The organism is Alteromonas sp. ABD4_190 (genome assembly GCF_056160105.1).
Map to the genome: position 1 here is coordinate 2,670,250 of NZ_JBSWWN010000001.1, position 18,706 is coordinate 2,688,955.

The following is an 18,706-nucleotide window of genomic DNA, read 5'->3' on the forward strand; positions in this document are numbered from 1 at the left end:
AAGAGCGGAGCACTAACATGATCCAAATGCAAACTAACCTGGACGTTGCAGACAACAGCGGCGCTCGCAGGGTTCAGTGTATTAAGGTTCTTGGTGGCTCGCATCGCCGTTATGCAGGTATCGGTGACATCATCAAAGTTACTGTTAAGGAAGCAATTCCTCGCGGTAAAGTTAAAAAAGGTGACGTACTGAATGCAGTGGTGGTGCGTACTAGAAAAGGCGTTCGTCGTGCAGATGGTTCTACCATTCGTTTTGACGGTAACGCGGCTGTTATGCTTAATGCTAACAAGCAACCAATTGGTACGCGTATCTTTGGCCCGGTTACCCGTGAGTTGAGAAGTGAAAACTTCATGAAAATCATCTCATTGGCCCCAGAGGTACTATAAGGAGTCACGATAATGGCTAATAAAATTCGTCGTGATGATGAAGTAGTCGTATTAGCGGGTAAAGACAAAGGCAAACAAGGCAAAGTCCTTAAAGTGCTTATTGCTGATAACCGTGTAATTGTAGAAGGCGTTAATCTTGTCAAGAAGCACACTAAGCCAAACCCACAACTGGGCGTAGCTGGTGGCATCGTTGAGAAAGAAGCTTCTATTCACGTTTCTAATGTTGCGATTGTTAACCCGGCAACGGGCAAAGCAGATCGCGTTGGTTTCCGTTTCGAAGATGAGAAGAAAGTACGTTTCTTCAAGTCTAACGGCGAACTTGTTTAATTATATTGGAGAGTACGATGGCGAAACTGCATGATTTCTATAAAGAAACAGTAGTAGCTGAACTTGCTAAGCAGTTCGGATACAAAAGCGTCATGCAAGTCCCTCGGATTGAAAAAATCACTCTAAACATGGGTTTAGGTGAAGCAGTTGCTGACAAAAAGGTACTTGAGAATGCTCAAGCTGACATGACGGCTATCGCCGGTCAGAAGCCTGTTGTTACAGTTGCTAGAAAATCAGTAGCGGGTTTTAAAATCCGTGAAGGTTATCCGATTGGCTGTAAAGTAACCCTACGCGGCGAGCGTATGTGGGAATTCCTAGAGCGTTTGATTTCAATCGCTATTCCACGTGTTCGCGATTTCCGTGGTTTGAATCCTAAATCATTCGACGGACGTGGTAACTACAGCATGGGCGTGCGTGAGCAAATCATTTTCCCTGAAATCGATTTCGATAAAGTGGATAAGGTTCGCGGTATGGATATTACTATCACTACCAGTGCGAATACTAATGACGAAGCACGTGCTCTGCTGGACGCGTTTAACTTCCCATTCAAAAAGTAGGGGTGTAGGGTTATGGCAAAAGAATCAATGAAGGCACGCGAAGCGAAGCGTACTAAGCTAGTAGCTAAGTATGCTGAGAAGCGCGCCGCACTTAAAGCGATTATCAGCGATGTTAACGTTTCTGAAGAAGAGCGTTGGGACGCTGTTCTGAAGCTACAACAACTGCCACGTGACTCTAGTTCTTCACGTCAACGTAACCGTTGCCGTGTAACTGGTCGTCCACATGGTTACCTACGCAAATTCGGTCTTAGCCGTATTAAGCTTCGCGAAGCAGCGATGCGCGGTGAAGTCCCTGGCCTTAAGAAAGCCAGCTGGTAAGGAGTAGCTGATAATGAGCATGCAAGATCCTATCGCGGATATGTTTACCCGCATCCGTAACGGCCAGATGGCACAGAAAGTTTCTGTGACTATGCCTTCTTCAAAACTTCGCGTTGCAATCTGTGAAGTATTGAAAGCAGAAGGTTATATCACTGACTTCGCTGCTTCTGGTGACGTTAAGCCTGTTTTAGAAGTTACACTTAAGTACTTCGAAGGCAAGCAAGTAATTGACACTATCGAACGTGTAAGCCGTCCTGGTCTGCGCATCTATAAGAAAAAAGATGAGCTTCCAAAAGTTATGGGTGGTTTAGGCGTAGCTATCGTGTCGACTTCTAAAGGTGTGATGACTGACCGTGCAGCGCGTAACGCTGGCATGGGCGGTGAGATCATCGGTTATGTAGCATAACGGAGGAGTTGAAATGTCACGTATAGCAAAAGCCCCAGTAGACGTTGTATCAGGTGTAGAAGTTTCTATCTCTGGTCAAGAAGTTACTGTTAAAGGTAGTAAAGGCACTTTGACCCGCGTTTTCAACGACGCTGTAGAAGTTGCACAGGAAGAGAACCAACTTAAAGCACTTCCACGTGAAGGTTTCGCTGACAGCTGGGCACAAGCAGGTACTGCTCGCTCTATCCTAAACGCAATGGTTCAAGGTGTTTCAGAAGGTTTCGAGAAAAAACTTACATTGTTAGGTGTTGGTTACCGTGCACAAGCACAAGGTGCCAAGCTAAACCTTACACTAGGTTTCTCTCACCCTGTAGTATACGAAATGCCTGAAGGCATTACGGTTGAAACTCCTAGCCAAACTGAAATCGTCGTTAAAGGCGCCGATAAGCAGGTGGTTGGTCAGGTTGCGGCGAACATTCGTGGTTACCGTCCACCAGAGCCTTACAAAGGTAAAGGTGTACGTTACGCTGACGAACACGTACGTCGTAAAGAAGCTAAGAAAAAGTAGGTGGGTGATACGATGGATAAGAAAACAGCTCGCATTCGTCGCGCTACTCGCGCACGAGCAAAAATTCGTGAACTGGCCGCGCATCGCTTGGTAGTTAACCGTACACCTCGCCACATCTACGCTCAGTTAATCGCTCCTTGCGGTTCTGAAGTGTTGGCAGCGGCTTCAACTGTTGAGAAAGATCTTGCAAAAGATCTTAAGTCTACAGGTAACGCTGAAGCAGCGACGGTAGTCGGTAAAGCAATCGCAGAGCGCGCGCTTGAGAAAGGCATTAAAACAGTGGCTTTCGATCGTAGTGGTTTCCAATACCACGGTCGCGTTAAAGCATTAGCTGATGCAGCTCGCGAAGCTGGTCTTCAGTTCTAGGAGTTTATAATGGCTAAACAAGACGTTCAAAATGGTGAATTTCTAGAGAAATTGATCGCTGTAAACCGCGTTTCTAAAGTGGTTAAAGGTGGTCGTATCTTTAGTTTCACTGCATTGACAGTAGTGGGTGACGGTAACGGTCGCGTTGGTTTTGGTTACGGTAAGGCACGTGAAGTTCCTGCTGCAATCCAAAAAGCAATGGAAAAGGCACGTCGCAACATGGTTGACGTAGACCTTAACGGTCACACGTTACAGCACCCGATTAAAGGTCGTCACTCTGGCTCTAAAGTTTACATGCAGCCAGCATCTGAAGGTACCGGTATTATTGCCGGTGGTGCGATGCGTGCAGTACTTGAAGTAGCTGGTGTACAAAACGTACTTTCAAAATGTTACGGCTCTACAAACCCAATCAACGTTGTACGTGCAACAATCAACGCGCTAACAGAAATGAATAGCCCGGCGAAAGTTGCTGCGAAGCGTGGATTGTCTGTAGAAGAAATTTTGGGGTAATCAGACATGGCAACGATTAAAGTAAAGCAAACTAAAAGTGCAATTGGCCGCTTGCCAAAGCACAAAGCTACGCTTAAAGGTTTAGGCCTTCGTAAAATCAACCATGTTCGTGAACTGGAAGATACCCCAGCCGTTCGTGGCATGATCAACCGTGTATATTACATGGTTGAGATAGTGGAGGAGTAAGACATGCGTTTAAATACAATTTCTCCAGCCGAAGGTTCAAAGCCTACTGGTAAGCGTTCTGGTCGTGGTATCGGCTCAGGTCTTGGTAAAACAGGTGGCGTAGGTCACAAAGGTCAAAAAAGCCGTTCAGGTGGCCGTGTAAAGCCAGGATTCGAAGGTGGTCAGATGCCTATCCAGCGTCGTCTTCCGAAGTTCGGTTTCACTTCACGCAAGAGCTTTGTTACTGATCAAGTAACTCTTGCTGAAATCGCGAAGGTTGATGGTGATACTGCGTCTCTTGAGACTTTAAAAGCAGCTGGACTTGTTAAGAAAGAAATCCAGTTCGTTAAAGTTGTAAAGAGCGGTGAAGTTTCACGCGCTGTTACAGTAAGCGGGTTAAAGGTTACTAAAGGCGCTAAAGAAGCGATTGAAGCTGCTGGCGGTAAAGTAGAGGAATAAGCTAGATGGCTAAACCAGGATTGGATTCAGGCGCTAAAAGCGGCTTGAGTGAGCTTAAGGCAAGATTGTTGTTCGTACTTGGTGCGATTGTTGTATTCAGACTAGGTTCTTATGTTCCTATCCCTGGCATCGATCCAGCGGTACTTGCTGACTTGTTCGAGCAACAAAAAGGCACCATTGTAGAAATGTTTAACATGTTCTCTGGTGGTGCGCTTGAGCGTGCATCCGTTCTGGCTTTGGGCATTATGCCATACATTACTGCATCCATTATCATGCAGTTGCTCTCGGTGGTTCACCCACCGATGGTGGAGCTTAAAAAAGAAGGCGAAGCAGGCCGTCGTAAAATTAGTCAGTACACGCGTTATCTAACGCTTGTATTGGCTATCTTCCAATCTATTGGAATTTCGACTGGTTTGCCTAACCTGATTAATGGATTGGTGATAAACCCTGGCTTCGGATTCTACTTTACGGCAGTGGTGAGTCTAGTCACAGGAACTATGTTCCTTATGTGGTTAGGTGAGCAAATTACCGAACGAGGTATTGGTAACGGTATCTCTATATTGATTTTTGCTGGTATTGTTGCCGGTCTGCCAACAGCGATAGGTCAGACTGCGGAACAAGCAAGGCAGGGCGACATTAACTTGTTGTTCCTACTGTTGATTGGCGCAATTGTTATTGCTCTTACATATCTAGTTGTATTTGTAGAGCGCGGACAGCGCAGAATTGTGGTAAACTACGCAAAACGTCAGCAAGGCCGTCAGGTTTTTGCTGCGCAAAGCACCCATTTACCGCTAAAAGTCAACATTGCTGGTGTAATTCCACCAATCTTTGCTTCTAGCATTATTCTGTTCCCGGGTACCATCGCAGGATGGTTCGGACAGAATGAATCAACAGCGTGGTTGCAAGATGTAGCGCTTATGCTATCTCCTGGTCAACCGCTGTACGTGATGTTATACGCAGCTGCGATTATCTTCTTCTGCTTCTTCTACACGGCGTTGGTATTCAACCCGCGTGATACAGCAGATAACTTGAAGAAGTCTGGCGCGTTCATCCCAGGCATCCGCCCGGGTGAGCAAACGTCACGATACATTGACAAGGTAATGACTCGCCTTACACTGGCTGGCGCACTGTACATAACCTTTATTTGTTTAGTGCCTGAATTCATGCTAATCGCTTGGAATGTTCCGTTCTACTTCGGTGGTACGTCGCTTCTAATTATTGTGGTGGTTATCATGGACTTTATGGCACAAGTACAGACACATTTGATGTCTAGTCAATATGAGTCTGTGCTGAAGAAAGCTAACCTTAAAGGCTACGGCCGATAAGTTAGCCCCTTAATATTGATAGAAAGGGGAAAGATGTAATGAAAGTTCGTGCATCAGTAAAAAAGATTTGCCGTAACTGTAAAGTTATCAAGCGCAACGGTGTTGTGCGTGTAATTTGCAGTTCTGACCCAAAGCATAAGCAGCGTCAGGGCTAATCAAAGCGGAACAGAATATTTGCAAGACTAAGTGAGCAGAACCTGAATTATACTTGTCAGGTTCTGCTAGTTTTGTTTAAAAGTATTTTGAACCTTAATTTGCAATTTAGTCGACGGGTAAGTATCCTATCGGGCTTTTTAGGTCGTCGACAAATAAACAAGAGGAGTGCTGTTAATGGCCCGTATCGCTGGCATTAACATTCCTGAGCACAAGCATGCTGTAATCGCTATCCAAGCGATCTATGGCGTTGGTCCCACACGTGCGAAAAGCATTTGTGCGGGTGCTGGTGTTGCAGAAAATACAAAAATCAAAGAGCTAGACGAAGCTACTATTGATAAGCTTCGTGACGAAGTGGCTAAATTCACCGTTGAAGGTGATCTACGCCGTGAAGTCTCTATGAGCATCAAACGTTTGATGGACCTGGGTTGCTTCCGTGGTATTCGCCACCGTCGTAGCTTGCCTCTACGTGGTCAGCGCACTAAAACTAATGCGCGTACCCGTAAAGGTCCTCGTAAGCCAATTAAGAAGTAAACGGGGAGTAAGTTATGGCTAAAGCACCAGCTCGTAGCACGCGTAAGCGCGCTAAACGTCAGGTTGCAGACGGTATGGCTCATATCCATGCGTCTTTCAACAACACAATTGTGACTATTACAGACCGTTCAGGCAATGCACTAGCATGGGCGACATCTGGTGGTTCTGGTTTCCGTGGTTCACGTAAATCTACCCCATTTGCTGCACAGGTAGCTGCTGAGCGTGCAGGTGTTGCTGCACAAGAATACGGTCTTAAGAACCTTGAAGTATTCGTTAAAGGTCCAGGTCCAGGCCGTGAGTCTGCGATCCGTGCTCTTAACGCTACAGGTTATAAGATCACAAACATTACCGATGTGACCCCTATTCCTCACAACGGTTGTCGTCCACCGAAAAAACGTCGCGTTTAATCGACGGACAGTTGGAGAAAGATCATGGCAAGATATTTGGGTCCTAAACTCAAACTTAGCCGTCGCGAAGGAACTGACCTGTTCCTAAAAAGCGGCGTTCGCGCAATCGATTCTAAATGTAAAATCGATACAGCGCCTGGTCAGCACGGTGCCCGTCGTGGCCGTCTGTCTGACTACGGTGTTCAGCTGCGTGAAAAACAAAAAGTTCGTCGTATGTACGGCGTTCTGGAAAAACAATTCCGCAACTACTATAAAGAAGCTGCACGTCTAAAAGGCAACACAGGTGAAAACTTGCTACAGCTTTTAGAACAGCGTCTTGATAACGTAGTTTACCGTATGGGTTTCGCTAGCACTCGTGCTGAAGCACGTCAGCTAGTTAGCCACAAGGCGATCATGGTAAATGGTCAAGTTGTGAACATCCCATCGTTTAACGTTTCTGCCGAAGACGTGGTTTCTGTTCGTGAAAAGGCTAAAAAGCAAGCGCGTATCGTTGCTGCTTTGGAACTGGCTGACCAACGTGAGAAGCCAACCTGGATTGAAGTAGACAGCAGCAAAATGGAAGGCACTTTCAAGCGCGTTCCTGAAAGAACTGACCTGTCTGCGGAAATTAACGAACAGTTGATCGTCGAACTTTACTCTAAGTAAAGCTAACTAAAGAGGAAGCATTGTGGGTTCTGTGACTGAATTCCTAAAACCGAGATTAGTTGAGATCGAAAACGTTTCTCCTACTCGTGCCAAAGTAACTTTGGAACCACTAGAGCGCGGCTTTGGCCACACTCTAGGTAACGCCCTACGTCGTATTTTACTGTCATCTATGCCAGGATGTGCAGTTACCGAGGTAGAAATTGACGGCGTTCTTCACGAGTACAGCACCAAAGAAGGTGTTCAGGAAGACGTAATCGAGATTTTGCTAAACCTTAAAGGTTTAGCGGTTCGCCTTGAAGGTAAAACTGAGGCAACCCTAACTCTAGTGAAATCTGGCGCTGGCCCTGTTGTTGCTGGTGATATTCAGCATGATGGCGACGTAGAAATTGCAAACCCTGAGCATGTAATTTGTACTTTAACTGGCGAAGCTGAAATCAGCATGCGCATTAAAGTAGAAATGGGCCGTGGTTATGTACCAGCTTCTACCCGTCGCTCCTCTGAAGAAGATGATCGTCCAATTGGTCGTTTGTTAGTAGACGCTTCATACAGCCCAGTTGAACGTATTGCTTACAGTGTAGAGTCTGCTCGTGTTGAACAACGCACAGACCTAGACAAACTAATCATCGACATGGAGACGAACGGTACTTTGGATCCTGAAGAAGCGATCCGCCGTTCTGCTACTATCCTAGCTGAACAGCTAGATGCATTCGTAGACCTACGTGATGTATCTGAGCCAGAAGCGAAAGAAGAGAAGCCAGAATTCGATCCGATTCTGCTTCGTCCAGTAGATGACCTAGAGCTAACAGTACGTTCTGCAAACTGTTTGAAAGCAGAAGCTATCCAGTACATTGGTGACCTGGTACAGCGCACTGAGGTTGAGCTACTTAAAACGCCAAACCTTGGTAAGAAATCGCTAACTGAAATCAAAGATGTTCTAGCATCTCGTGGTCTTTCTCTAGGTATGCGCCTAGAAAACTGGCCGCCAGAGAGCATCGCTGAAAAAGATTAATCAGGTTTTTATCAAACTGATTTGTAGAGAAGGATAAAACTATGCGCCATCGTAAGAGTGGTCGTCAGTTGAATCGCAACAGCAGCCATCGTCAAGCTATGTTCAAAAACATGGCCGGTTCTTTGGTCAAGCACGAAGTGATCAAAACTACGTTACCAAAAGCGAAAGAATTACGTCGCGTAATCGAGCCTCTAATCACTATGGCTAAAGAAGACAGCGTTGCAAACCGCCGTCTAGCTTTTGCCCGCACTGGTGACAAAGAGGTTGTAGGTAAACTATTCAACGAGCTTGGTCCTCGTTACGAAGCTCGCCCAGGCGGTTACACTCGCATTCTTAAATGCGGTTTCCGTGCTGGCGACAATGCCCCAATGGCATATGTTGAGCTAGTTGACCGTCCAGTTGTAGAAGCTGAAGAAGAAGCAGTAGAAGCAACTGAAGAGTAATTAATACTCGATTAGAAAAAGGGGCCTGAGTGAAAACTCAGGCCCCTTTTTTTGTGCCCAAAGAATAATGGGGTCAGAGTCACAACTCTGACTCCATTGTTTTTGTACCAAGCAATTAAATCTACTTTTTAAACATCTATTCATCACTTTGGCTTGTTGTTTGCAAAAAGCTTCAAGTAAGTATTCAAACCGCGCATTGCAAATACCGTTCACTGCGAAGCTGTCGTAATTCATGAGTCTAAGTTTTTCATAGCAAGGAAGTTTATGTTAACCGTTTCATCATTTACGCAGTCGCTATCTTCAAACCCTGTGTTCAGTAAAACACTGTCTACAGCGTATGAACGGCTAAGTTCAGGGCTTAGAATAAATAGTGCTGCAGATGACAGTGCAGGTTTACAGATATCAAACCGGTTAACGTCGGAATCTTTGGCGAAAAACCAGTTGCGAAGAAACTTAAACGACGGCATTAGTTATGCACAAATAGCGGAAGGCGGGCTGCAAGAATCTGCCGATATATTACAGCGTATGCGGCAATTAGCCATGCAGTCACAAAACGGCATTAATACTGATTCAGATAGGCGTGCACTAGATAGAGAATTTCAGCAATTAAAAAACGCACTCAATGGAATAGCCTACAATACCGAAGCGTTTAACCGATTGCCTTTGCTAGGTGATAACGACTTATTGTCTGATAACGTACCTTCAATAGGCGATACCTTCGTAAAGGGCAATACAACGAGATTGAGCAGTGGCTTACGCTCGATAGCGTATATTCCCGCTGGTTCAACAAATATATCCATAGGTATTGATAGCTTTTCAGCAGACGATGATCTGCAGGTATTCACAACAAGTGGTAGGCACCTAGTTGGCACCCCACTATCTGATAATGTGTGGAGCAATAATAACGTAAATTCAACGAGTGACGTCAAACGTTTTCTATTCTTACCTGAAGAAGGGTATGCACCCACAGCAAGCTACGATGGTAGTTCATTGATTACAAATGGTTCTGGTACGATTAACGGAACAACATTCACCTTCTCAGGTGACCAACACCCAGGCGTAACAACAGAAAGTTTAACCATTGATAACACTAGCGCGCCGCTCATTATCGCAGTAGTGGGGCGAGGTGTATTTGATGCCACAGTAGATTGGGATATGTTAGGTGCTGCCGGAAGCGGTGGAAACAGTTTTGAAGCGGGTCCTGTGGATATTACTGCTACTAACTCGTTAAGCGATGGAACAGACTTTATAAACTTAACTAAAACGCCAGTGGGTTTATCTGATCTAAATATGGTGGAAAGCGATGTGCTTACTTTTGAAAATGCAGAAGCGGCGTTACAGCAAATTGATGATGCATTAGAGTATGTAAGCGAAAGCCGAGCGTTTTATGGCGCAAAAATGAATCAAATGGAGTCAGCGCTCAAACTAAATGACCGTATGCACGAAGGCTTAATGGCGGCCCGTTCTCAAATCCTCGATACTGATTTTGCTGAAGAAACTGCTCAATCCACACAGGCGCAAATAGTTGAACAAGCGAGCATTTCTGTTCGGGCCCAGGCTCAGTCCAGTGATGAGCAGGTTTTGGGCTTGTTGAATGGGACTGTAAGTCAAAGCGCGTGAATAGTGCTGTTAAAGTCATAGCTCTGTCCCCCCAAACCTCAATGGCTAGTGATTACTCTTAATAGCACAAACCGAGCGCTTGAAAGTACTAGTTATTAATGCTTCAGTTGTAATACAACATAACTTTGCCATTTAATCGTAATACAAACCTTTGTATACTAAACAGAGAATATATAAATAACAGGACGTGGGCACAGAACCCACACATCAAGGATATTACAAATGAAACCAGTAGTATTAGCTGGCGGCTCAGGTAGTCGTTTATGGCCAAAGTCTCGTGCAGCGCTTCCAAAGCAGTTTTTGTCTCTTACGTCCGACAGCACTATGCTTCAAGACACAATAACTCGCTTAAAAGGCACGCCAGCACAGAATCCAATTTTTATTTGTAATGATGCACATCGCTTTTTGGTTGCAGAACAGCTTCGTCAAAAGGATATACAGCATGGCGGAATTCTTTTAGAGCCTGTTGGTCGCAATACAGCTCCGGCAATAGCACTCGCTGCACTACACGCCACCATTAATGGCGAAGACCCTGTTCTCCTTGTCCTAGCTGCAGATCACCTTATCAAAGACAACCAAGCATTCCACACTGCTATTGCTAAAGCCGAAAAGCTTGCAGAGCAGGGTAAACTCGTCACCTTCGGTATTGTTCCAGATCAGCCGCACACAGGATATGGTTACATCAAAGCTGGAGAGCAAATGGGCGAAGGTTTTGAAGTAGCACAGTTTGTAGAAAAGCCTGCTTTGGAAACCGCAAAAGAGTATGTAGATTCTGGCAGTTACTACTGGAATAGCGGCATGTTTATGTTTAAAGCAAGCCGTTATTTGGAAGAGCTAAAGAAATATAACCCTGAAATGCTAGACGTGTGTAAGAGTGCTATCGATACAGAAACACCAGATTTAGATTTCATCCGTGTTGACCACGACATATTTGCGACTTGTCCAGACGATTCAATCGATTACGCGGTAATGGAAAAAACGGATAGCGCTGCCATGGTTCCATTAGACGCAGGTTGGAGCGATGTAGGTAGCTGGTCTTCACTGTGGGAAACTGCAGAGAAAGATGAAAACGGCAACGCTACTGTAGGCGATACAATCCTAGAAAATACCAAGAACAGTTATGTAAATGCTGAGCAGCGCCTGGTATCTGTAATTGGGCTAGAAGACGTTATTGTAGTAGAAACCAAAGATGCTGTAATGGTGGCTAACAAAGACGATGCACAAAGCATTAAAACTGTAGTGAACAAACTTAAAGCAGAGCATCGTCCAGAGTTTGAGTTCCATCGTGAAGTATTCCGTCCATGGGGAAGCTATGACTCTATCGACAGCGGTGCGCGTTTCCAAGTTAAACGCATTACGGTTAAGCCTGGTGAGAAACTATCTGTTCAAATGCATCACCACCGCGCTGAACACTGGATTGTAGTATCGGGCAGTGCAAACGTAACCATCAATGAAGAAACTCAGCTAGTTACAGAAAACGAGTCGGTCTACATTCCTATTGGTGCGGTTCATGCGTTAGAAAACCCTGGAAAGATCCCTCTAGAGCTTATTGAAGTGCAGTCAGGTGCATATCTTGGTGAAGACGATATTGTGCGTTTTTCTGATAGATATGGGCGCGTTGCCAAATAAATCAGAATAATATTTCAAAAAAGCACCGTAAGGTGCTTTTTTCTTATCTAAGGCACTCTCTAGAAGTTAAAATGACGAATATCCTGTGTTGCCACTGTTTGAAATAGGATATTATTAGGGGCAATAGCTGGTTTGCATGCTCAGTTGCTGAACCATGCAATATTAAGGAAAGCAGTTTAGCATTGCATAGGAATAGGGTGTTTACGCATTTTGTTATCAAAAGTACTAAAGCCATCTAATCTGAAACGATTAGCATATCGGCTAGCCAAAAAGTTAATCATTGTCCCTCACCACCAGTTGAACGAAACCACGACCGAAAGTAACGGCTCTAGCTGGTTGTCAATCGGCGATGATCCACAGTTTATTATTCATCCTGCTCGCCGCATACCTTCACGAACCTTTGCGAAAGGATGGTATCTTCTTCGCGTAAAAATGACTGAAGCGAACCATCAGTCACACGTGGGAAAGTTGTATTCCAACTTACAGAAAGGCGAGCTAACCACTGTTGAGGTACCATGGCACAGCACCAAATTTGTAAACCGCCTTTTCTATCTTGAAAGTAACAATAGCATGCTTCGCTTTGATCCTTGTGAAGCAGAAACTGAGTTTACTCTGAACACGTTCATGATTTCGAAAGTACCATCTTTCATTGCAATGCGGCACATGAAACAAAGGCTATATAAACTGCTCAGCCATGTCGATGATGTAGAAGAATACCTCGATACAAACCGAAAGCTTAACGGTGGAACGTTAATAGAGACAGTATACGAAGAATACAATAAAACCTTTACCACAGGTGTTATGGAAAAAAGCTATCCGTTTTGGGTAGAGTTCGACGAGCCGCGTGCATTAGAGAAAATGAAGCAAACTTTCACTCAAGCGCAATCTGAGGTGAAATTTTCTATTATCCTTCCTACTTACAACACTGACCCTATTTATTTAAGAGAGTGTATCGATTCTGTTTTGCAGCAAACTCACAAAAATTGGGAACTATGTATTGCCGATGATGCGTCGACCAACGCTGAGACTATCAGCACATTGAAGTCGTACGCACAAAAGCACTCCAATATTAAATTGAACCTGCTAAGCGAAAATGGGCATATATCCAAATCAAGTAACGCCGCTTTAAGCATGGTTACTAGCGATTATACTTTGCTGCTCGACCATGACGACACGCTACCTGCTCACACGTTATCCTTCTTTGCGAAAGCTATAACAGATAACGCAAACGCGAAAGTGCTTTATGGCGACGAAGATAAAATAGACGAGCAGGGCAATCGCCATCAGCCGCACTTTAAACCTGATTGGAACCCAGATTTACTTCTAAGCCAAAACTACATATGTCACCCCGTAGTGTACAAAACAAGCGTGCTTAAAAAGATAGGTGGATTTAGAGTAGGTGTAGAAGGCTCGCAAGACCACGATTTACTTTTACGAGCGACCGCTGGCCTTAAGCATGATGAAGTTGTTCATCTACCTTTCATTCTTTACCACTGGCGTGTTATTGAGAACTCGACAGCCTCGAATGCTTCCGCTAAGTCGTACACGACAGATGCTGGCATTGAAGCCATAAGACATTTCCTCGAACATTCGGGCCAAAATGCTACAGTTGATAAAGGCAATTATCCAAATACGTATAAAGTTAATTGGGCGTTGCCAGATGAGCAACCGCTGGTTAGCTTAGTCATTCCGACAAGAGACGGTTATGACATTTTAAAGCAGTGTTTAGAGTCTATTTATGACAAGACCTCATACAAGAACTTCGAAATTATTGTTGTAGATAACCAAACTACCTGTGCCAAAACTTTGGGCCTCTTCAGTGAGTACACTAGTACCAAAACTAATTTCAGAGTCTTGAAGTGGGACAAACCGTTCAACTATTCCGCAATTAACAATTTTGCTGTCTCGCAGGCCGAAGGCGAAGTAGTTGGGTTAGTTAACAACGATATCGAGGTTATAAACGAAGACTGGTTGTCAGAAATGGTATCGCATGCCCTTAGACCCGAAATTGGCTGTGTAGGTGCGAAGCTTTATTACCCTAACGATACTATCCAGCATGCGGGAGTAGTACTCGGAATAGGCGGCGTTGCTGGTCACTCTCACAAATATTTCCACAAGAGCGAACCCGGGTATTTTACCCGTTTGCACCTTGTTCAAAATATGTCTGCGGTTACAGCAGCATGCTTACTAGTTCGCAAGTCTGTGTTTGAAGAAGTAGATGGACTAAATGAGCAAGATTTAACAGTAGCTTTTAATGACGTGGATTTTTGCCTAAAGGTTCATACTGCAGGCTATAGAAACCTATTTACCCCGTGGGCTGAACTTTACCATCATGAGTCAATAAGCCGCGGCGAAGAAGATACGCCAGAGAAAGTGGCGCGATTTAATAAAGAAAGTGAGTATATGAAGGATAAGTGGAAAAAGCTGCTGTGCAATGACACCGCTTATAACCCTAATTTGTCCAATACACATGAAAACTTTTCGCTTCGTTAGGCGCTGAACAACTAGAAGTATTATGAAAAACTTTCCTCTATTTTTTATCCATATCCCTAAAACCGCTGGCTCGAGCTTTCGTGTGGCGGCGGAGCAATATTTTGGTTCGGAAGCTACCTATTTTGACTACGGAAAAGGCTCAAACGAAACGCATCCTGATATTTTGAAGTTCGAATACGAGTCTAAAGACAGGTATCTGGCGGGCAAGAGCATAAAGAAAAATGCAAAGTTTTTGTCAGGGCATGTCATTTACCCTAAATACGCTCCATTCTTTCCGGCAAAGAGCGTAATAACGTTTGTTCGTGACCCTGCCCAACAAGTGCGTTCACACTATGAACACTTTTCAAGACTTCACGGTTATAAAGGCAGTTTCGAAGAATTTATAAAGGAAAACCGCTTTGCCAATATGCAGTCTAAAGCATTAAATGGAGTTTGGACTGATGCTATCGGCTTTATTGGTATTACTGAGCGTTATAATGAATCAATAGCCTTGTTTAATAAATACTATGGAACTGATATTAAAGTACTAGATATAAACAAAAATACAGCCAAAGTATCCGGTACTTATACGTTCACGGAAAGTGAGACTTCACTTATCAAAAAAATGAACGCGAAGGACTATGAGCTTTACAATTTCGCACTAGATCGCTTTTCGTTACATAAAGAGTTGTTAGATAAAGAACTTCCTTTAGTTCGATTTGGACAGATGAATATATTGCCGAAAGATAAAGGGAAGCAACTTAATATATGGGCGTGTTGTTACGAGCAAGAAGAAGCATTAGAAGCCGATATATTACTAGATGGAAAAGTAGTCGAGCACATTAAATTATCTGACTACAGGGCGTTAGCCTCAGAGAGAAATATTCATCGCGAAGGGTATATTGGGAAGTCTTATAAATATCCAGATACTTTTAAAAACGGTCAAACAATTAAAGTTGTAGAAAAGCAAACGCAGATAGTGATTTTTGAAGATGTTGTTAGCTAAAACGCAAATTTCCGATACTGTTAGGCCTATTGAAATAGTCTCAAAATGAAAAAAGAATTACAGCAGAAACGCATTCGAAGTCGGGCCGTTGCAACTAAGCAATACGCCAAACGTTACGCTAAAGCTATACGTAATAAGGTCACTGGCAAGAAGCCGACCCAAGGTCATGTTAAGGTAAAAAGGTTTTGCTTAACTGATACTGAGTTGGCCTTTATCCAACAGGAAATAGAAAACGGGAACAATAACTTCGAGAAGCTTATCGGTTTCAAAACTGATGAATTGAATAATCATAGTGAAGTAAGAGTTTCGTTAGATACTGCCAAGGCATTAATTGCGAATAGTTTGCCTTCTACAGATATAACCACACTAGTTACTTTTATACTGAATCATGCAGACTTCTCTGTTAGTCAATTCATAATGAATGTAAACCTGTCCCCAGAGGTTTTCAGGGATCTAGCAATTCTTTTTAGAAAGGTTAGTAAAGGTACAAGCTTTTGGTTAATTGCTAGAGCAAAGATACTTCGGCCTAATGGCCCTATAATCTCCAACCTTTTTGATTCGATAGCAGACGAATACATAGGTACTTTAAATGTAGGTATTGGAGTTATCACATACAACAGAAAAGACCATTTAGCAAAAACTGTCGAAGCCATCAAAGCCTTCACAACAGGAGATTATCAACTTGTTGTTGCTGACGACGGCAGTAAAGACGATACCGTAGAATGGTGTGAAAAAAATAATGTACCTCATACTAATTGCCAGAATAAAGGGGTTGTTCGAAACAAAAACAGGGCTTTGTATTATCTCAACGAAGTCAAAAAAGTTGATGTTTTAATTTTGCTAGAGGACGACTGTCGACCAAACAAAGAAAGTTGGCAAAAAGAGTGGGTCATAGCGGCACTTTTGTGGGGGCACATTAACTATGCGCATAAGCGAATAATTAAAAAAGAAGATGCAGTTGTTTCTGGTACAGGGTCGAGTACTTTACCGTATCTTTGCAGATTGGTAACAGGGCAATGTACAGCTTGTAGCAAGGATGCAATGGATAATATAGGGTACCTAGACCCTAGGTTTAGTGGTTACGGTGCAGGGCATGTAGAGTGGACTGAAAGATTTATTCGACAGGGATACAACGGTAGCACGGAAAAACACTGGGTGTACCCTGCAATCAACACTGGCTTAAATTCTGATGACGCACCAACTTTCAAAAATCCTGAGCAGTTAGAAAAAAACAGAGCGCTGAAGAAAAAAATAAGTAAAGATGCTCACAAGCGTGAACCTTGGGTAAATACTGATGAAGAAAATGAGTTTCTTGAAGAAATAGAATCTATTAAAGATCAATAAAACAGCGAATTATTTGTAACTACTATTTTTATTATTGACGCTAGATTATTCGCCAATCAATAATACAAGAATATTGGTGAGGTGTAATCCGCCGAATTTGGAATAAAAGTATGGATGCTGTAACGTTGCGTGGCTTGTTTTTTTTAGTTTTATTATGTATAGCTTCATGTGGCGGCGACTCTCAACCGTCTCCACCAACGGTGTCTGAACAGGAGCAATTAAGTCGCTCTTATTCAATTACTCTGCCACAAGAAATTACTTCTGATGACACAGTTTCCATAACTGTAAACGACTCTAACGACAGCAATTCGCAAAAGGTTACTGTAGAGTCGTGGAGTACATCATTGGAAGCTTCGTTAAATATAATGAATACCAGCGAAGGCAAGTTCAGTTTTATTGCGCCCCAAGTACGTAAACGCACATCATTTAGTATTACAGCAAACCTAGTAAATGAAGCCGGAACGAAATTTAAAGTCAGCGCGCAGTCTTTAATACTTCCTTCCAAGCCAAATCTAATTGTTATTTTCACCGATGACCAAGGATATGCTGATATCGGTGCCCATAATATTGTTAACGACATCAACACGCCTAATATAGACAAGCTAGCGGCCAATGGGGTGCTATTTACTAATGGCTACATAACTGCACCCCAATGCACACCCTCGCGAGCGGGAATGGTTACTGGTGTCTATCAACAACGATTTGGAGTAGATGACAACCGATATACACCAATACCTGAAAATGTGGTCACCATGGGAGACCGTTTTTCTGACCTTGGTTATGCAACAGGAATGGTTGGAAAGTGGCACCTTGAAGTAGATCAAAATTCAAAGCCATGGTTTAAGGATAACTTTCCTAATACACCCATAAGTGAGTTTAACCCAGGAAGATTACCTTCATCGGTAAAGGAGCGATATTACCCGTCATCAAAAGGCTATAAATACAATTATTTCGGTTACGCAAACCGTTATTGGGCTAACTATGACCTTGAGGGCAATCAAACCCAGTTGGGCTGGATAAGTAATTCTGACTACAGGTTAGATGTCGTTTCAGATGCAGCGACCCAATTTATAGATATAAATCACGATGAACCGTTTTATCTTCATGTGGCTCATTACGCCCCTCATGTACCTTTAGAGGCTACGGAAGATTACTTATCATTGTTTCCTGAACTGTCGTCTAATCGGCGTAGATACGCGTTGGCAATGATGTACGCAGTAGATGCAGGCGTAGGCAGCATAGTGTCTAAGCTTGAAGAACATGGAATACTGGAAAACACTATTATCGCTTTTATCAGTGACAATGGTGCTCCAATAGGGCTCGACTTTACTGATGCTCCCATAACAGAAAAAGAGGCTTGGAATGGCTCACTGAATACCCCCTTGCTCGGTGAAAAAGGTATGTTGACTGATGGGGGGATAAAAGTGCCTTTTATCGTTCATTGGCCTGACAAACTGCAAAGCAATACCGTTGTTGAAGAGCCGGTCATCAGTCTAGATGTACTGTACTCTGCGATTAAACGTGCAGGTGCGCCTGAAACTGTTTTATCAGAACTCGACGGTGTTGATATTTTTCCAACTCAAGACTTTGACGAAAGCACTCTTATGAATCGACCACTTTTTTGGCGCTTTTGGAATCAATCTGCAGTTCGTCTTGGTAATTATAAGTATCTTAGAATGGGCGCGGAGCATGAGTTCTTATTTGATATGTCTTCAGAAGAGTCAAACTCCAATAACCTAATGTCAGACATGCCAGAAAAAGCAGAAGAACTTAAAAGCATGTACGAGGCTTGGAATGTGGAGATGTTTAGGCAGCCTCAGCAACACAGTCTTAATTCTCAGGAGCGAGAGTGGTTGTCTTTTTATTTAACGCCATAACGCTTTAATTTGGTGAAAAAATAGAATCGCGTTCTTCACAAACAGCCTTTTTTAAGGCCTCAGTTTATTTAAAAGGCGTTAAGCATTAACTAAGCAGTGCAACTCATGTTTACATCAGGGTTATGCACTCTTTGCGGTTGTCAGTAAGGCTGCAAATGTTAATATTAACCAATATAAAGCTTAAAATGCCCACCGAATATT

23 protein-coding genes are annotated in these 18,706 nt (G+C 43.5%); all 23 read left to right on the forward strand.

The genetic code is table 11. From position 1 onward, the window contains the following. The first annotated feature begins 17 nt into the window (after nt 1-17). The gene (gene rplN / locus ACXAFM_RS11740; RefSeq protein WP_012519228.1) at nt 18-386 is read left to right on the forward strand and encodes a 50S ribosomal protein L14; all 369 of its coding nucleotides are present in this window, start codon (nt 18-20) and stop codon (nt 384-386) included. 12 nt (nt 387-398) lie between these two features. Next, complete coding sequence (rplX, locus tag ACXAFM_RS11745) at nt 399-713, forward strand: 50S ribosomal protein L24 (RefSeq protein WP_014950912.1); 315 nt, start codon at nt 399-401, stop codon at nt 711-713. A gap of 17 nt (nt 714-730) precedes the next feature. Further along, nucleotides 731-1,270 (forward strand): 50S ribosomal protein L5, encoded by a 540-nt coding sequence (gene rplE / locus ACXAFM_RS11750; RefSeq protein ID WP_012519226.1) that lies wholly within the window; start codon nt 731-733, stop codon nt 1,268-1,270. A 12-nt stretch (nt 1,271-1,282) separates the two neighbouring features. Further along, nucleotides 1,283-1,588, forward strand: coding sequence for a 30S ribosomal protein S14 (gene rpsN, locus ACXAFM_RS11755; RefSeq protein WP_012519225.1), 306 nt, complete (start codon nt 1,283-1,285; stop codon nt 1,586-1,588). A 13-nt stretch (nt 1,589-1,601) separates the two neighbouring features. Then, on the forward strand, nt 1,602-1,994 hold the full coding sequence (rpsH, locus tag ACXAFM_RS11760) for a 30S ribosomal protein S8 (protein ID WP_012519224.1): 393 nt from the start codon (nt 1,602-1,604) through the stop codon (nt 1,992-1,994). 13 nt (nt 1,995-2,007) lie between these two features. Further along, entirely contained in the window at nt 2,008-2,541 is a 534-nt protein-coding gene (gene rplF / locus ACXAFM_RS11765) for a 50S ribosomal protein L6 (protein ID WP_334059908.1), read from the forward strand. A 12-nt stretch (nt 2,542-2,553) separates the two neighbouring features. Continuing rightward, entirely contained in the window at nt 2,554-2,907 is a 354-nt protein-coding gene (rplR, locus tag ACXAFM_RS11770; protein WP_014950908.1) for a 50S ribosomal protein L18, read from the forward strand. 9 nt (nt 2,908-2,916) lie between these two features. Next, complete coding sequence (gene rpsE / locus ACXAFM_RS11775; RefSeq protein WP_012519221.1) at nt 2,917-3,417, forward strand: 30S ribosomal protein S5; 501 nt, start codon at nt 2,917-2,919, stop codon at nt 3,415-3,417. A gap of 6 nt (nt 3,418-3,423) precedes the next feature. Further along, nucleotides 3,424-3,603, forward strand: a complete 180-nt coding sequence (rpmD, locus tag ACXAFM_RS11780; RefSeq protein ID WP_014950907.1) for a 50S ribosomal protein L30 — start codon at nt 3,424-3,426, stop codon at nt 3,601-3,603. A gap of 3 nt (nt 3,604-3,606) precedes the next feature. Further along, the gene (gene rplO, locus ACXAFM_RS11785) at nt 3,607-4,041 is read left to right on the forward strand and encodes a 50S ribosomal protein L15 (protein WP_012519219.1); all 435 of its coding nucleotides are present in this window, start codon (nt 3,607-3,609) and stop codon (nt 4,039-4,041) included. Nucleotides 4,042-4,046: 5 nt separating this feature from the next. Further along, complete coding sequence (gene secY, locus ACXAFM_RS11790; protein WP_012519218.1) at nt 4,047-5,366, forward strand: preprotein translocase subunit SecY; 1,320 nt, start codon at nt 4,047-4,049, stop codon at nt 5,364-5,366. Between the two features lie 38 nt (nt 5,367-5,404). Then, the gene (rpmJ, locus tag ACXAFM_RS11795; protein WP_012519217.1) at nt 5,405-5,521 is read left to right on the forward strand and encodes a 50S ribosomal protein L36; all 117 of its coding nucleotides are present in this window, start codon (nt 5,405-5,407) and stop codon (nt 5,519-5,521) included. A 175-nt stretch (nt 5,522-5,696) separates the two neighbouring features. Further along, entirely contained in the window at nt 5,697-6,053 is a 357-nt protein-coding gene (gene rpsM, locus ACXAFM_RS11800) for a 30S ribosomal protein S13 (protein ID WP_012519216.1), read from the forward strand. Nucleotides 6,054-6,067: 14 nt separating this feature from the next. Next, nucleotides 6,068-6,460: a 30S ribosomal protein S11 gene (gene rpsK / locus ACXAFM_RS11805; protein ID WP_012519215.1), complete on the forward strand. Its 393-nt coding sequence runs from the start codon at nt 6,068-6,070 to the stop codon at nt 6,458-6,460. Between the two features lie 24 nt (nt 6,461-6,484). Further along, nucleotides 6,485-7,105 carry a 30S ribosomal protein S4 gene (rpsD, locus tag ACXAFM_RS11810; protein WP_012519214.1) on the forward strand — a complete coding sequence of 207 codons (621 nt, stop codon included), beginning with the start codon at nt 6,485-6,487 and terminating at the stop codon, nt 7,103-7,105. Nucleotides 7,106-7,124: 19 nt separating this feature from the next. Beyond that, nucleotides 7,125-8,114 (forward strand): DNA-directed RNA polymerase subunit alpha, encoded by a 990-nt coding sequence (locus ACXAFM_RS11815; protein ID WP_039217818.1) that lies wholly within the window; start codon nt 7,125-7,127, stop codon nt 8,112-8,114. 41 nt (nt 8,115-8,155) lie between these two features. After that, nucleotides 8,156-8,557 carry a 50S ribosomal protein L17 gene (gene rplQ, locus ACXAFM_RS11820; protein ID WP_012519212.1) on the forward strand — a complete coding sequence of 134 codons (402 nt, stop codon included), beginning with the start codon at nt 8,156-8,158 and terminating at the stop codon, nt 8,555-8,557. Between the two features lie 264 nt (nt 8,558-8,821). Next, entirely contained in the window at nt 8,822-10,177 is a 1,356-nt protein-coding gene (locus ACXAFM_RS11825; protein ID WP_474829664.1) for a flagellin N-terminal helical domain-containing protein, read from the forward strand. Nucleotides 10,178-10,399: 222 nt separating this feature from the next. Further along, complete coding sequence (locus ACXAFM_RS11830) at nt 10,400-11,806, forward strand: mannose-1-phosphate guanylyltransferase/mannose-6-phosphate isomerase (protein WP_474829666.1); 1,407 nt, start codon at nt 10,400-10,402, stop codon at nt 11,804-11,806. A 210-nt stretch (nt 11,807-12,016) separates the two neighbouring features. Beyond that, entirely contained in the window at nt 12,017-14,299 is a 2,283-nt protein-coding gene (locus tag ACXAFM_RS11835; protein WP_474829668.1) for a glycosyltransferase family 2 protein, read from the forward strand. 22 nt (nt 14,300-14,321) lie between these two features. Beyond that, a complete protein-coding gene (locus tag ACXAFM_RS11840; RefSeq protein ID WP_474829670.1) occupies nt 14,322-15,284 on the forward strand; it encodes a hypothetical protein in 963 nt (320 codons plus the stop codon). A gap of 45 nt (nt 15,285-15,329) precedes the next feature. Then, nucleotides 15,330-16,628 carry a glycosyltransferase family 2 protein gene (locus ACXAFM_RS11845; RefSeq protein ID WP_474829672.1) on the forward strand — a complete coding sequence of 433 codons (1,299 nt, stop codon included), beginning with the start codon at nt 15,330-15,332 and terminating at the stop codon, nt 16,626-16,628. Nucleotides 16,629-16,738: 110 nt separating this feature from the next. Next, nucleotides 16,739-18,505, forward strand: a complete 1,767-nt coding sequence (locus ACXAFM_RS11850; protein WP_474829674.1) for a sulfatase-like hydrolase/transferase — start codon at nt 16,739-16,741, stop codon at nt 18,503-18,505. Nucleotides 18,506-18,706 lie beyond the last annotated feature (201 nt).

What these genes read in the sequence shown, in the direction of transcription:
- rplX (WP_014950912.1), top strand. Translation starts at nt 399, where the DNA reads ATGGCTAATAAAATTCGTCGTGATGATGAAGTAGTCGTATTAGCGGGT.
- rpsE (WP_012519221.1), top strand. Translation starts at nt 2,917, where the DNA reads ATGGCTAAACAAGACGTTCAAAATGGTGAATTTCTAGAGAAATTGATC.
- rplF (WP_334059908.1), top strand. Translation starts at nt 2,008, where the DNA reads ATGTCACGTATAGCAAAAGCCCCAGTAGACGTTGTATCAGGTGTAGAA.
- rplN (WP_012519228.1), top strand. Translation starts at nt 18, where the DNA reads ATGATCCAAATGCAAACTAACCTGGACGTTGCAGACAACAGCGGCGCT.
- ACXAFM_RS11825 (WP_474829664.1), top strand. Translation starts at nt 8,822, where the DNA reads ATGTTAACCGTTTCATCATTTACGCAGTCGCTATCTTCAAACCCTGTG.
- rplE (WP_012519226.1), top strand. Translation starts at nt 731, where the DNA reads ATGGCGAAACTGCATGATTTCTATAAAGAAACAGTAGTAGCTGAACTT.
- rplO (WP_012519219.1), top strand. Translation starts at nt 3,607, where the DNA reads ATGCGTTTAAATACAATTTCTCCAGCCGAAGGTTCAAAGCCTACTGGT.
- rpmD (WP_014950907.1), top strand. Translation starts at nt 3,424, where the DNA reads ATGGCAACGATTAAAGTAAAGCAAACTAAAAGTGCAATTGGCCGCTTG.
- ACXAFM_RS11845 (WP_474829672.1), top strand. Translation starts at nt 15,330, where the DNA reads ATGAAAAAAGAATTACAGCAGAAACGCATTCGAAGTCGGGCCGTTGCA.
- rpmJ (WP_012519217.1), top strand. Translation starts at nt 5,405, where the DNA reads ATGAAAGTTCGTGCATCAGTAAAAAAGATTTGCCGTAACTGTAAAGTT.
- rpsD (WP_012519214.1), top strand. Translation starts at nt 6,485, where the DNA reads ATGGCAAGATATTTGGGTCCTAAACTCAAACTTAGCCGTCGCGAAGGA.
- ACXAFM_RS11850 (WP_474829674.1), top strand. Translation starts at nt 16,739, where the DNA reads ATGGATGCTGTAACGTTGCGTGGCTTGTTTTTTTTAGTTTTATTATGT.
- secY (WP_012519218.1), top strand. Translation starts at nt 4,047, where the DNA reads ATGGCTAAACCAGGATTGGATTCAGGCGCTAAAAGCGGCTTGAGTGAG.
- rplQ (WP_012519212.1), top strand. Translation starts at nt 8,156, where the DNA reads ATGCGCCATCGTAAGAGTGGTCGTCAGTTGAATCGCAACAGCAGCCAT.
- rpsM (WP_012519216.1), top strand. Translation starts at nt 5,697, where the DNA reads ATGGCCCGTATCGCTGGCATTAACATTCCTGAGCACAAGCATGCTGTA.
- rpsH (WP_012519224.1), top strand. Translation starts at nt 1,602, where the DNA reads ATGAGCATGCAAGATCCTATCGCGGATATGTTTACCCGCATCCGTAAC.
- ACXAFM_RS11840 (WP_474829670.1), top strand. Translation starts at nt 14,322, where the DNA reads ATGAAAAACTTTCCTCTATTTTTTATCCATATCCCTAAAACCGCTGGC.
- ACXAFM_RS11830 (WP_474829666.1), top strand. Translation starts at nt 10,400, where the DNA reads ATGAAACCAGTAGTATTAGCTGGCGGCTCAGGTAGTCGTTTATGGCCA.
- rpsN (WP_012519225.1), top strand. Translation starts at nt 1,283, where the DNA reads ATGGCAAAAGAATCAATGAAGGCACGCGAAGCGAAGCGTACTAAGCTA.
- rpsK (WP_012519215.1), top strand. Translation starts at nt 6,068, where the DNA reads ATGGCTAAAGCACCAGCTCGTAGCACGCGTAAGCGCGCTAAACGTCAG.
- rplR (WP_014950908.1), top strand. Translation starts at nt 2,554, where the DNA reads ATGGATAAGAAAACAGCTCGCATTCGTCGCGCTACTCGCGCACGAGCA.